The sequence below is a fragment of the Microcoleus sp. FACHB-831 genome (assembly GCF_014695585.1).
Lineage (GTDB): Bacteria > Cyanobacteriota > Cyanobacteriia > Cyanobacteriales > FACHB-T130 > FACHB-831.
Genome location: NZ_JACJON010000053.1, coordinates 1 through 13,182 on the forward strand (window position 1 = coordinate 1; position 13,182 = coordinate 13,182).

Consider the following 13,182-nt stretch of genomic DNA (forward strand, 5'->3'; position numbering starts at 1 on the left):
AAGCTCTAGATTTAGCGATTAGTCAGGCCTTTAGTCAAGTTTCCCTTAAAGACATTCGTAATTGGTTTGCTCACTCCTGTTACTGTATCTCACATATTTGAGAAAAGCTATATCAAAATAAGCGATTATCTCGTCAAACCAACGGATAATAGTATTGTTGCTATTGGGAAAATATTGTTTAGCTTTTGAGAGCCAAATACCCAGTTTAAAGACTGCTGTATACCAATCATTAGTTTTATTAAAAATGCTTCTAATTTTCTTTTTTAATTCATGCATTGCTTTGAGAATAGAAGACACCGCTTTTACTTGAATAAGCTTAGTTTGTTGCTCCTCATTTAAATCTGACTCATTTTTAAGTAGAACGTATTTACTTTTCTTTATTCCGTCTAAGAATTTTTCATATTCGGCCTTTTTTGATGATGTTTTTGCTTTTTTTATTAACTCTTCTATATGCCGCTTTTCCCGTTTTCTCTGCGTATCTAGTTCCTTATTTATCTGAACCATGACGTGAAATCTATCTGCAACTACTTGAGCTTTAGGCATTAATTCTGTAACTAAATTTTTATACCCTTTCCATAAATCTATACTGACTTCCTCTATTTGTTCTAAAACTTCACTTCCCCATTCTGTAAGGGTGTTCTTGATTACCTCAGCCGTGCGATTGCTTAAAACTACGAGTAATTTAGATGTATCTAAATCTACTAATACTGCACAGTAATTACCTTTTCCTTTAATCAGAGCTATCTCATCGATTCCAAGTCTTTTTAAGTTTAAAGGTTTTGAATCTAATAATTCTGCGGATGCGTCCTTTAACATACGTTCTATCTCTTCCGTTGTTACTATCCCTTTTGAGGCTATAGTATGAATGTCATTTTCTAAAACTTCTTGTATTATTTGGTGTGCGAGCCGTTTTGTATAAGTCCTTTTCTTCCTCACAAACTCTAGGTCTTCGCTAAAGGGTTTTCTACATTTTTCACATTTGAATTGTCGCCTATTAATTTCTAAATATACTGATTTCTCCCCAAATGGTAAGTCTTTAATAATGTGTCGATGATTTTGATGTAATTTATGACTGATTGTGCCACACTTAAGGCAAGTACTATATGACTTTTTTGATTTATTGTAAGATTATTCCAATCTCAGCATGAAGACGATGTGATATAACTTTTACATCGCTTAAATCAAGAAGCTCTGTTAAAATTTTAATATTTTTTTTGCTGACCATAATTGTAAATGCACCAAAAATACTAGGACTATATTTATATCCAACAATAAATATTGCCTAGATGTCAAGCATGGCAGCATTTTAAGTCTTTTTTTGATATACTTATTAATCTTGTTTTCTCTTATTAACTAATAATTTGGCATAACAAGTACTGAAGAACCATAATTTTTAATGTTGTTATTGATTAATTTAGTATAAAAAAATGGGGTATTGCCTTAATTGGGATTCCAGTAATTTTTAAAATTTAAGACCTACTTTCCAGGCTGCACCTCACGCTAATAATCCTTTCTTTAAGTGGAATTATATACCTTAAAATTTCCTGATTTTTGCCGAAAAATACACTCCAAAAAAAATTATGTAAAGGTGGTTGGGGGGACTCCCCCTAATTCCGGCTTTTTGCCATGTGCCTAATAAAAAGCCTCTAAATCCCAATTTTTAATTAGGTTGGGAGATATCTTTACAACCCTGCAAACCACTCGTAACCCTGATCCTCCCAGTATCCCTTTGCAGGCAGCAGATCGCTAACTAACCTAATACCAGTTACCCATTTACTCAGCTTGTAGCCAAGCTTAATAGGTGAAGCTAGACGTAGAGGCGCACCGTTATCAATAGGCAAAGGTTGCCCATTTTTTTGATAAGCCATTAAAGTTTGGGGGTGCATAGCAGAAGCAATATCCCAACTTTCGTAATAGCCATCAGCAGACATAAAGTAAACATAACGAACAGTAGATTTAGGTTGGACAAGAGACACAATATCCCGCAATCGCACGCCCCCCCATTGCACAATTGCTGCCCAACCTTCAACGCAGACATGGCGAATTGTCATCGAAGTTAGGGGCATTCCTTCGATATTTTCCATGCTAAGACTTAGAGGGTTATTAACTTCACCATCAACCGTCAAACGAAATGCTAAAGGATCGATTTTTGGAGTAAACCTGAAGCTATTGACTATCAGACCATTTGGTTCAATTTCGCTGGTAGGAAATTCCGGTACGGGCTTTTGAGGATTAAATAGTAAAGTTTCTACACTTTGGTTGAGGGGTTCAAATGCTTTTCCAGCAATACTATCAACCACATTTAACGCACACCCTCCCAACATTAAATTCATGCTGGATAGCCCCGATAACTGTAAAAATCGGCGACGAGGTATTAAAATTTTACGCATATAATATCTCTACCAAAACATAGAATCTATCAGGCGCGAACCTCCTGATTTCAAAGCCAACCAGGAGTGAACTATTGCAAAAACAATAAATATCGGCACTGATGTAAGGTGAACAATTCTCAGTGCTTGCCAATTACCAAAACAATCTACAATCCAGTAGAATTGGGCTGGTTTATACATACCTAATCCAGTAAATATGGCAAGCAACAAGACCGGAATTATGGCAGTGTAGGCTAACCGATGCCAAGCATAATTTTTGCGCTTGGGATTTTTACTAAGTTGTAAAGCTTTGAGATCTTTACTGCTGGCAAACCGATGCTTCCAGCGTCGGGTGATGAGAATGTAAATACCGTACCAAAGCAAATTGAGCGAAAATATCCACATAGCGGCAAAATGCCAATGTCTGCCTCCAGCAAGCCAACCACCTAGTAAAAATATGATGGGGAAATGCCAGCCAGTGCGTCCGCCAAAAACGGGGTTGGCGTTATAAATTTGCAGTCCGCTGGTAATCATTAACAGCAGGCTAACGATATTAATCCAGTGGAAAGTTTTTGCCGCGATCGCCTGGTACGGTATAGTTCGACCTGTTTTAGATGGTGCAGATAAATTCATATACGCTGCCCGAAACCAGCACAAACTGGATTAATGGAATAAGTATGGCGATCGCCACAACGATTGCATATCACTTAAGAAAATATTCCCCGCACGACTATGTGCGGGGTGCAATACAGTCTAAAGCAACTCCTCTAATTTTCCCCTACGGGAGTTGGCTAAACAAAAAGCAGGCAACAGTTATGGGGTCTTGGTCGGTGCCGGACTTGCTTTCTTAGCGGCAGGGGAGGGTGCTGCCTTGCTACCTGCGGCGGGCGAGGGGCTAGCTGCGGGCGATGCGTTGCTACCTGCGGCGGGAGTTTCCTTCTTGGTATCAGCGGCTGGGCTAGGGCCTTTGTTGCTCTCATCCCCACCACAGGAAGCCAGACCAGCCGTTAGTATCACACAGGCGATTAAAGAAAGCACTTTGAAATTCATATGTCTCCTCACACTTTTAAGTATTTCTACTTTGGATAAGAATTGTATCACTACCTTACGGCTATTGCTTCAGGATGATCGATCTTATAGTATAAATCCTTACTCTTTTGGCTGCCAAATACCGTATCTTGTTGACGGCAGTAGCCGATGAAACTAGGGGAATGCAAGTCTATCGGCGATCGCGCTACCGCAACTCCTGCCTAGCACGTCCAGTCGTTGTAGATTATCAGGAGGTGGAGGTTGAAGACCGAGGCAAGCTTTATCAGCCTTTAACGGCCAATCGACCGCATTCCCCACCTGCTAAAACTGTTATAAGGTTGCTATTAACTGAAAGAGGTTGAAATTTTATGAAAATAGACAAAATGGAATGGTTCCAAATAACTTTCCGCTACAAAGGCTCAGTCATTCCATCTATTTTATTTCGCGTATTGTGCTGCGGTTTATTTGGTTTTTTAATTTCTTTAATCTACCACTACTATAAATTTCCTTTAGCCGCAAAAAGTCTGGAAAGCGTAGTCCCCAGTATTGTTTTAGGTTTGTTGTTGGTCTTTCGTACAAATACGGCTTACGAGCGCTTTTGGGAAGGCCGTAAATGCTGGGGAACTTTAGTAAATACCGTCCGGAATCTGGCGCGGCAAATTTGGGTATCGGTTGAAGAAAATGAACCAGAGGATAGAACAAAAAAAATTGCTGCCTTGCGGCTATTAGTTGCTTTTTGCGTGGCTACCAAGTTGCATCTAAGAGGGCAGCTTATGAATAGCGAGTTAGAAGAGTTGATGTCAGAAGACCAGTATTTTAAGCTCAAAACCATGAACAATCCCCCACTAGAGGTTGCTTTCTGGATTGCAGATTACCTACAGCAGCAGCATGACCGCGATCGCCTACCTATCTACCAACTCACAGCTATAAATAATTTAGTGAATATTATGGTTGATATGTTAGGTGCGTGCGAACGTATTTTAAAAACGCCTATACCCCTAGCTTATGCAATTCACCTTAAGCAACTTTTGTTGATTTATTGTCTATTATTACCTTTTCAGATGGTAAACAATTTAGGTTGGGGAACCGGGCCAATTGTCGGTCTAATAAGTTTTACATTGTTTGGAATTGAAGAAATTGGCATTGAAATTGAAAATCCTTTTGGACACGATCCCAACGATCTGCCCCTCGATGCAATTTGCGCCACAATGCGCCGAAATATTGAAGATCTAATCTCGCTTAGTCCCAGCGTCCACTCAAGCGTAAATGATTTAAAGAAAATAGACAGGAAATAAAAGGCAGCAGATAAAAGACAGGAGTAATAGCTTTTTGTATTTTGCAAGCATCGCCAGTAGGTAACTAAAAATTTGCCTTGTACGCGCATCTCTTTACTACGATTTGCAAGAATCGGGAATTCGTTATTGTACTAATTAGGAGTAATATAGCAAGAATTGCTCTTAACACACTGGCATTTAAATAGATATTCACTTTTTTGAGTCCGTCTGCTCCCACAACTTACCTCAATTATTAGATTCTAATCTCAGCGTTGAGGTGCAAACTGAAAAATTTTAGCCAAAACCATTTCAGGCGATGCCATATCTTACAAACGCTAACGAAATCAGAACCAAAATTGCTGAATATGCCCAAGCAGAAATACTTTGGGTAGATACAGAAGTTGCCGATTATCAAACTTCCAAGCCAAGACTGTCTTTGATTCAGGTATTAGATGACCCCAGCGATCTAACAGGCGATCGCGTTTATATTCTAGATGTCCTAGACCAACCGGAACTCGCGGTCTATTTTATTGACAAAATTATGGTCAATTCCGCGATTCAGAAAGTGTTTCACAATGCAAGTTATGATATCAAGTTTTTGGGCAAAACTAAAGCTAAAAATGTTAGCTGCACCTTAGAAGTAGCGAAACAGATTCCTTACTACATCCTGCCCGTACCTGACTTGAAACTGCAAACTTTGGTTCGCGAACTCTGCAACGTCCCAGAAGTAGATAAAAGCCTGCAAGGTAGTAACTGGGGACAGCGACCTCTGACCAAAAGCCAATTGCACTACGCAAAAATGGATGTAGTTTACCTCGCTCAGGTGGATCAGCAACTACTACAACGCAAGCAGTTGAGCGACCCAAACCCAGCGACGGAGGATATAACAGCACTTAGCCAACGCTATCGGTCGATTGAGCAACAGTGGAAGTTACTCGATACAGAGCTAACCCACATCAAAGACAGGCTAAAAGCGGCGATGCAGGCTAAGAACATCTCAGAAACTGATTATTTCAAACTATCCCCTAGAGAGCAAACTACTAAGAAAGTCGCCTTTGACGAACTTGCCAAACTCAGCCAAGCTTCTGGGGTTGCATTGGATTTTCCCCTCAAGCTGACGAAAGACCTTCAAAAACAGTTGGGAGGCTTGATTGAGCAACTCCCAGTTGAAGACGAAACAACTACCATCTGGCGTTTGATGCCTAAAGAACAGGAGGAGTAATTGCTAGAAACAGCTAGAGCGAGGCAGAGCCTCGCAACCCTCGTTCCCAGGCTCCAGCCTGGGAACGAAAATATATAGGCGGAGCCTCCCCCCATGAAATTAATCAAACTGTTACAGTTCTTGACAGAGTTGGCAGACAGGCTCAGGCGGAGTGATAGCATTCCCTAGATAACGTTGAGAGAAATTTATGGCAGAAACCCTTACTGGACAAACTCCCATATTTGGCGGCCACACTGGTGGTTTGCTAACCAAAGCAGAACGAGAAGAAAAGTACGCCATCACCTGGACTAGCCCCAAAGAGCAAGTATTTGAGATGCCGACAGGTGGCGCTGCCGTCATGCGGCAAGGTGACAACCTGCTGTACCTGGCTCGCAAAGAATACTGCATTGCTTTGGGCGGTCAACAGTTGCGGGCAAAGTTCAAAATCAACAACTACAAAATTTACCGGATTTTCCCCAACGGTGAAATACAGTATCTGCATCCCAAGGATGGTGTATTCCCTGAGAAGGTCAATGCAGGTCGTCCTTATGTGGGCAAGATAGATCGCAACATTGGCAACAACCCAGATCCTGCCAAAGTGAAGTTCAGCGGAAAGACTACTTTCCAGGTATAGCAGCCTAACGCGCTATATAAAACTATTAGTAGGGTGGGCAGTGCCCACCCTACTTTCTATCGCTATCTATAAATTAACTTTTGATTAAAAAATATTCTTTTTGCTTGATGAAGAGAGATCTAATCAAACGCAGATGGCTATGTATTTCATGCTTGAGTTTGTCAATGGACATCTGTAGATGAAACTAAGAGTATTTATCCATTAAATGTCAAAGGTCGGGTGTGTATTATTGATACTTCTTATGAGGGCGCTAAATTTAGTTTAGGCGAGGTATCCAATAATCGAATCCGCACCAGCACTAGGCAAGTAATTATCAAGCAGGGAAACTTCTTGGGAGTAGCAGGTTACAACCAGGGTGCAGGAATCTATCCTTACTATTTGTTAAAAACTGTTGAGCCTATTACATCCTGTTATTTAATTTACTTTGCTGAAAAAGCTTAAATTATAAAATAATTTAAGGCGGCTGGTTGTACTGCTTTTGTGCCATCGATCCGGTAATCCTTTAGCTTAAAGCAGTTGAATACCCGTTTTAGGGGTAAAAAGTTACTTAAAAACTAAATACGCGATCTGTGACAACCACAAATCGCGTATATGAATCAATTTAAGCTCTAGCAAAAAGGCATTAATTACCGCCAGACTGGACAGATTTAAAGCGTTGGTTGGTATCGTCTGGCTTGCGATGCCATTTGCCATCTGGCCCTTTGTCGTAGTTTTGTTCTATAGTGTTCCAGGCAACACGAGTAGCGGAAGCTTCGTCCATACCGTTGTCGCTCGCGCTGTTAAAGGCAGCAACAAAAATCTGCTGAGCACCATCAAGTAGCTGTTCTTTTATTTCTGAAGGAAATTCATCGAGTTGCTTCTGAGCCATAACCCACTCCTATTTTATTTGCTTTTAAGTTCATCGTAAGAAACTCTGCATAAAATTACCTCTTTCTCGGAGGTAGTTACAGGCTCTATCTGAAGACTGATATAATGTGAATTACTTTTGTATAAAAGGCATAAAATATATTTCTCAAGCATCTAAACGGAAGTGCGGTGTTATGCAGAGCGGTTTTTATTTCAGGGCGATCGCTTTAATGTAAAGTAGTTGGGCCAATAGAAACTGATTGCAGCGAGGTTAAAAAGTATGGGTATGCCTTGTGAAGTAAATAGCATTCTAAAACTAAAGCGATCGCAAGGATTTCCAGACCATTTAAAGGTAGGCGTAAAACATCAAACGTCTAAAGAAGGCTACCGAATTATTCCTATCGATGTACCCATTGCTCTTGTAGATGAAGATTGGGTTGCTCATGCAGATATTGTTATTCGCAAACTAACTTGGGAAAACAATAAAACTACTATGGAATTTGAAATAAAAAGAATATATAGCCACCCCCTCTCAGTTAAATGACCAAAGGATAAGCAGGTTGTTTGCAAGACTTTATAATGAAAGACTGGGCAGCAAGCGCGATCGCGGCGCTATAGCGCTTCGCGTGGCTGAAAGTGCAACGCATACCCATATCCAAAACACCTAAAGTTATGATTTTCCCCGATTTCTCCCAATTTTCGGCTCTAGCGCAACAAGGCAACTTTGTCCCGGTGTATCAAGAATGGGTTGCAGACTTAGAAACCCCAGTATCTGCTTGGTATAAAGTCTGTGCTGGTCAACCTTACAGCTTTCTCCTGGAATCTGTAGAAGGCGGAGAAAACATCGGACGCTACAGTTTTTTGGGATGCGACCCCGTTTGGGTGTTGGAAGCGAGGGGAAATAGCACTACGCAGACGCACCGAGACGGTTCGGTTCAAGTATTTGAAGGCGACCCTTTTGCAGCTTTAGCTAGCTGTCTGGAACCCTATCGCCCGGTTAAGTTACCGCAGTTACCGCCTGGAATCGGGGGTTTGTTTGGCTTTTGGGGTTATGAATTAATTAATTGGATTGAAAATCGCGTCCCGATTTATCCAGCAACAGCAGATGATTTGCCGGATGGGTTGTGGATGCAGGTAGACAACCTGATTATATTTGACCAAGTGAAGCGCAAGATATGGGCGATCGCTTATGCAGATATCCGAGATGGAGATTTAGAAAAAGCTTATAAACAAGCATGCGATCGCGTCAGTCAGCTTGTCAGCAAACTCCAGCTACCCCTATCAGGGAAAGACACCCTCTTAGAATGGACTTCCCCAGATACCCGCCGCTTTGGTAAGGAAGAGTCAGGCGGCGATCTTGCTTACACCAGCAATATCTCCCGCGAACAATTCTGCGCTAACGTCCAAAAGGCAAAAGACTATATCCGTGCTGGCGATATTTTCCAAGTCGTACTCTCGCAACGACTTTCTGCTGAGTATGCAGGCGAACCTTTTGCGCTTTACCGTTCGCTGCGCCTAATTAACCCTTCGCCGTACATGGCTTACTTCAACTTTGGCGATTGGCAAATTATCGGGTCAAGTCCCGAAGTCATGGTGAAGGCGGAACGAGATCCAGAGGGTAAAACAGTAGCGACTGTGCGACCGATTGCTGGTACGCGACCGAGGGGTAAGACGCCACACGAGGATGATGCACTTGCGATCGATTTGCTCAAAGACCCCAAGGAAATCGCCGAACACGTTATGCTTGTTGACTTAGGACGCAATGACTTGGGTCGCGCCTGTAGCAACGGTACGGTCAAAGTAGATGAGTTAATGACGATCGAGCGTTACTCTCACGTTATGCACATTGTCAGCAATGTTGTGGGAGAACTTGCCCCTGATAAAACTGCGTGGGATTTATTGAAAGCATGTTTTCCGGCGGGTACTGTTAGCGGCGCACCCAAGATTCGCGCAATGGAGATTATTCAGGAGTTAGAGTCTTGTCGCCGGGGGCCATATTCGGGTTCTTATGGATATTATGATTTCGAGGGACAATTGAATAGCGCGATCGCAATTCGCACTATGGTAGTCCGCAACGAAGGCAATGGGAAACACGCAGTTACAGTCCAAGCTGGCGCTGGTTTAGTTGCCGATTCCAACCCGGAAACAGAATATGAAGAAACCCTCAATAAAGCCAGAGGACTTTTAGAGGCTATCCGTTGTCTGCGCTAGTTGCTAATAGTTCATAGTTCGTGGTTTATAGCAATGAACTATGAATTATCAACAATGAACTATTACAATCCGCTCCATTTTGTATCCTCTGTTGAGGATCGAGGTGAGTTAGGTTGCAAGATGACGGCTGAATAAGGAATTACACCTGCTTCTTCACTCTCAATGCACCTAGCCGCAGCGACGGATAAATCGAGCGATCTAGGGGGAATGTAAGGGCCGCGATCGTTTATTCTGACGATCGTGCTTTGGCCATTTTTCAGGTTTGTCACCTTGAGATAAGTATTAAAAGGCAGTTCTTTATGAGCAGCAGTAAGCGCAAATTGGTTATAAGTTTCGCCGTTCGCTGTTAAACGTCCGTGAAAATAGCCGCCATAAAAGGAAGCAAGACCTTCAATTTTTTTGTCTGTTTCGACTAGACTGTGCATTTGCATTTGGGCGGTAGCGAGTGATAAAGGGGGTTCGCCCAAAGCGATGCGGAGATTGTTGAGCCATTCCGTTGCTAAGATTTCGCGATTGCGTTTTAGATCGTTAGCGATCGCATCATCAATGACAAATAAAACGCGATCGCCAATCTTACCTGCGGGGATTCCATCCGCGATCGCCAGTTGCAGTTCAGATGCATTTAGGCTGGGGTCAGAAACTAGCTTAGTAAGATTTTCAGCAATTAACTCAGCTCGTACTTGGTTGGGAATTTCCGCTATCAAATTCCCTTTTACCCAAATTTGAAATGAGTCATTTTTTTCCGAAGGGGTGACAACACCAACACGTCCCGGTCGCAGTTGCGAGTACAGCCAAAAGCCTAGCTTCGCACGCTGATTGTTATTTAATTCGGTATCCCCGACTCGTTTTTGGTCGCTAGCACGGATAACCACAACTGGCGGCGGTGCTTTGATACTTTGTTCAACCGAATTTTGCCCGCGCCATAAATTCTGCATTACCTGCAAAATTTTGCTCGTGATACTGGTCTTCGATTCTTTAGCAGTATTTACTTCAAGCCCCATTGCAGCCTGAGATACAGCTTTTGGGATAATTACAGGAGAGGCAATTTTTTTATCTTCTTTCTTAGCTAATGCTGTAGGGCAGAGGGCCTTTTCTATCGTACTTTTTCCGCTGTAAATCGAACCAGTTGTAGCGTTATTTGATGCAATTTGGCTACTTTCTCCAGCCAACTGGAAAGTTAAGGAAGGCAAAGTTGCAATTGAGCGGTTATAAGGCCATATACGCGAATTAACTTGTGTTGGAACAACCAGATGTGATGGTTTTTCAATTGGACTACTACCTATAACTGAAAAAACTTTGGCTGGTATTGCACTGTATATGTATTCGGGTACCTTGAACAAACCCTGGCTAGAAGCAAACAAACAATTAATCCAGGATGTCACCCAAAAAAGTCCGAAAAATGGCATAAGCAGATGAACCTTTAAGTACAATGCACTCTGGTTTGCTAAACCGTTTCCTAGTATACATTAATACTCAATGTAAATATCTGCCTTGAGGGGGATCACACTCCTGTAGCGATCCCAGTCACTCGCCTTAGAAGTTTCGGTACTAATATTTCCATACAAAATTATCCGCTTAGGGGTAATATTAATGTGCAAAAAGTTGGGAAATAAAATGGATTTTTATATTGTAGATGTGTTTGCTGTTGAGAAATATACGGGCAATCAGTTGGCTGTGTTTACGGGAATAGGTGACATTTCAGGGGAGCAGATGCAACGCATTGCGAAGGAGATGAATTATTCAGAAACAACCTTTGTAGTGTCGGAAAATATGCGCGATCGCGGTTATGACGTGCGGATATTTACCCCTGAACAAGAATTGCCATTTGCGGGACACCCAACTTTAGGGACGGCATATGTTTTGCAACAGGCAATTATTAAGCAAGCAGTTGAGACGATTATCTTGAATTTGAAAGTTGGGCAAATTCCTGTAACGCTGCATTATGCAGAAGGGGCAGTAGAATGGTTGTGGATGCAGCAAAAAACACCTGTTTTTGGTTCACTCTTGGCAGCAGATTCGCTTGCTCAAATTTTGAATTTAGGACAGGATGAGATAGATTCTAGGTTTCCAATTCAAGAAGTTTCCACAGGAGTGCCGTTTATTATCGTTCCATTGAAGACGCACTCTGCGCTGAAGCGAATTAAGGTAAATAAAGACAAATATTTTGATTTAGTTAATACAACTGAAGCTAAAGCTATCTTGGTATTTTGTCCTGAAACGTACAATTCAGAAAACGATTTGAGCGTGAGGATGTTTGCGGATTATTTGGGAGTACCGGAAGATCCAGCAACGGGTAGCGCGAATGGTTGTTTGGCTGGGTATCTAGTACAGTATGCGTATTTTGGGGAAGAAGTGGTTGATGTAAGAGTTGAGCAGGGATATGAGATTGGCAGACCTTCTTTGCTGTTGTTGAAAGCGCAGAAAAAGGCTGGAGTAATTGAAGTGTCTGTGGGGGGTAAGGTGGTAATGGTGGCTAAGGGAGAATTTGTTTAAATTCGCAGGACAGCGATGATAATTCATTGTCTAAGGCGATGAACGACTAACAATCAACAACGAACAAAAGTTGAGATTTTTATGAGTATTATTTTGCACATCACGAAGCGCGATCGCTGGGAAGATGCTAAATCTACTAATGTTTATCGCGGCGATACGTTGGAATCTGAAGGGTTTATCCATTGCTCGACTTTAGAGCAAGTTATCAAAGTAGCGAATGCCTTTTTTAAGTCCCAAAACGGGTTAGTGCTACTTTGCCTTGAATCAGAGAAAGTTAAGCCTGAAATAAAATATGAGGGGATAGATGGAGGGGAGCTTTTTCCGCATATTTATGGTGCGTTGAACATAGATGCTGTGGTGCAAGTAGTTGCTTTTGAGTCTGGTGAAGATGGCTTGTTTGAATTGCCAGGTGAACTTGTGTGAATTACCTTTAACACTTGGAAATCACGGCGCTGCATAAAAAAAAGCCTGCGCCGACTGGAGAGGCGATCGCCAAGAGTGGCGTAGGCATTTGTATCTTGAACCAGCAGCTGAGACAGCCACCAAAGGCAGGTTAAATGATTCTATGTGCCTGCTATTTAAGTATTCAAGGCAGTTTTGCCGTAATGCTGCCGGAGTCATCGTAAACTTTCAAAAAGCTACCAGAGGAGAGCTTGTCTGGGAATATGACAACGTTATAAGCGTTAGGAGCAAGGGCTGATGGAACCTTTAAAGCTTCAATGGTTTGGGAGTTGTAGGCAGCAGTTGCAAGTTCTTGGGTTGGAGCAGGCTGGCCTTGGAGATTAATGGGCAACCATTGTCCAGTAAGTTCCTGCACATTTGTCCCTAAGACATTTTGGTTGTCAGGGTTAGTCAGGTCAAGGATTGTCTGAAGGCTGTACTCGATAGAAAGTAGGATGTAGGGTGGTGCCTTGCAGGCAATAAGCCCAGTTGCTGTTTCAACTAGGACTTTAAGCTCTCGAAGTGCAGTAATAGGAGTATCAGAGGTGTAGAGCGCTGAAAATACCTGAGCCACATTGTACCTGCCACCCGCTCTGAGAGAACCAATCGAAGACAAGGCAGTGTTCTGATATTTAATATGGAGCAGACGAAAAACCACCCCTTGTGCAGATAGGGTGGGCAGTG

At 42.2% G+C, this 13,182-nt stretch carries 15 protein-coding genes; 8 read left to right on the forward strand and 7 right to left on the reverse strand.

The genetic code is table 11. From position 1 onward, the window contains the following. Nucleotides 1–45: 45 nt before the first annotated feature. The 4 genes from H6F77_RS13440 to H6F77_RS13455 all read right to left on the reverse strand — a co-directional run bounded on the left by H6F77_RS13440 (nt 46) and on the right by H6F77_RS13455 (nt 3,419). Complete coding sequence (locus tag H6F77_RS13440; protein ID WP_309228846.1) at nt 46–1,077, reverse strand: ISL3 family transposase; 1,032 nt, start codon at nt 1,075–1,077, stop codon at nt 46–48. A 605-nt stretch (nt 1,078–1,682) separates the two neighbouring features. Beyond that, complete coding sequence (locus H6F77_RS13445) at nt 1,683–2,390, reverse strand: molybdopterin-dependent oxidoreductase (protein ID WP_190489233.1); 708 nt, start codon at nt 2,388–2,390, stop codon at nt 1,683–1,685. Nucleotides 2,391–2,399: 9 nt separating this feature from the next. Further along, nucleotides 2,400–3,002 carry a cytochrome b/b6 domain-containing protein gene (locus tag H6F77_RS13450; protein ID WP_190489234.1) on the reverse strand — a complete coding sequence of 201 codons (603 nt, stop codon included), beginning with the start codon at nt 3,000–3,002 and terminating at the stop codon, nt 2,400–2,402. Nucleotides 3,003–3,182: 180 nt separating this feature from the next. Further along, nucleotides 3,183–3,419, reverse strand: coding sequence for a hypothetical protein (locus H6F77_RS13455; protein ID WP_190489235.1), 237 nt, complete (start codon nt 3,417–3,419; stop codon nt 3,183–3,185). Between the two features lie 107 nt (nt 3,420–3,526). On the opposite strand from H6F77_RS13455, the gene H6F77_RS13460 reads away from it, so the two are divergent. The 4 genes from H6F77_RS13460 to H6F77_RS13475 all read left to right on the forward strand — a co-directional run bounded on the left by H6F77_RS13460 (nt 3,527) and on the right by H6F77_RS13475 (nt 6,507). Further along, nucleotides 3,527–3,760, forward strand: a complete 234-nt coding sequence (locus H6F77_RS13460) for a hypothetical protein (protein WP_190489236.1) — start codon at nt 3,527–3,529, stop codon at nt 3,758–3,760. A gap of 6 nt (nt 3,761–3,766) precedes the next feature. Next, complete coding sequence (locus H6F77_RS13465) at nt 3,767–4,693, forward strand: bestrophin family protein (RefSeq protein WP_190489237.1); 927 nt, start codon at nt 3,767–3,769, stop codon at nt 4,691–4,693. Nucleotides 4,694–4,988: 295 nt separating this feature from the next. Then, the gene (locus H6F77_RS13470; protein WP_190489238.1) at nt 4,989–5,894 is read left to right on the forward strand and encodes a ribonuclease D; all 906 of its coding nucleotides are present in this window, start codon (nt 4,989–4,991) and stop codon (nt 5,892–5,894) included. A 187-nt stretch (nt 5,895–6,081) separates the two neighbouring features. Next, a complete protein-coding gene (locus H6F77_RS13475) occupies nt 6,082–6,507 on the forward strand; it encodes a photosystem I reaction center subunit II PsaD (protein WP_190489239.1) in 426 nt (141 codons plus the stop codon). Nucleotides 6,508–7,129: 622 nt separating this feature from the next. On the opposite strand, the gene H6F77_RS13480 is transcribed toward H6F77_RS13475, so the two are convergent. Continuing rightward, nucleotides 7,130–7,375, reverse strand: coding sequence for a ChaB family protein (locus H6F77_RS13480; protein ID WP_190489240.1), 246 nt, complete (start codon nt 7,373–7,375; stop codon nt 7,130–7,132). Between the two features lie 258 nt (nt 7,376–7,633). Between H6F77_RS13480 and H6F77_RS13485 the strand changes: the two genes are divergently transcribed. After that, entirely contained in the window at nt 7,634–7,897 is a 264-nt protein-coding gene (locus tag H6F77_RS13485) for a DUF2584 family protein (protein ID WP_190489241.1), read from the forward strand. Between the two features lie 128 nt (nt 7,898–8,025). Beyond that, the gene (gene trpE, locus H6F77_RS13490; RefSeq protein ID WP_190489242.1) at nt 8,026–9,564 is read left to right on the forward strand and encodes an anthranilate synthase component I; all 1,539 of its coding nucleotides are present in this window, start codon (nt 8,026–8,028) and stop codon (nt 9,562–9,564) included. A 62-nt stretch (nt 9,565–9,626) separates the two neighbouring features. Here trpE and H6F77_RS28655 read toward each other — a convergent pair whose 3' ends face one another. Next, complete coding sequence (locus tag H6F77_RS28655; RefSeq protein WP_305076085.1) at nt 9,627–10,754, reverse strand: septal ring lytic transglycosylase RlpA family protein; 1,128 nt, start codon at nt 10,752–10,754, stop codon at nt 9,627–9,629. A 424-nt stretch (nt 10,755–11,178) separates the two neighbouring features. Between H6F77_RS28655 and H6F77_RS13500 the strand changes: the two genes are divergently transcribed. After that, nucleotides 11,179–12,057, forward strand: a complete 879-nt coding sequence (locus H6F77_RS13500; RefSeq protein ID WP_190489243.1) for a PhzF family protein — start codon at nt 11,179–11,181, stop codon at nt 12,055–12,057. Between the two features lie 81 nt (nt 12,058–12,138). Then, on the forward strand, nt 12,139–12,480 hold the full coding sequence (locus H6F77_RS13505; protein WP_190489244.1) for a DUF952 domain-containing protein: 342 nt from the start codon (nt 12,139–12,141) through the stop codon (nt 12,478–12,480). 163 nt (nt 12,481–12,643) lie between these two features. Here H6F77_RS13505 and H6F77_RS13510 read toward each other — a convergent pair whose 3' ends face one another. Then, nucleotides 12,644–13,156, reverse strand: a complete 513-nt coding sequence (locus H6F77_RS13510; protein WP_309228847.1) for an RES family NAD+ phosphorylase — start codon at nt 13,154–13,156, stop codon at nt 12,644–12,646. Nucleotides 13,157–13,182 lie beyond the last annotated feature (26 nt).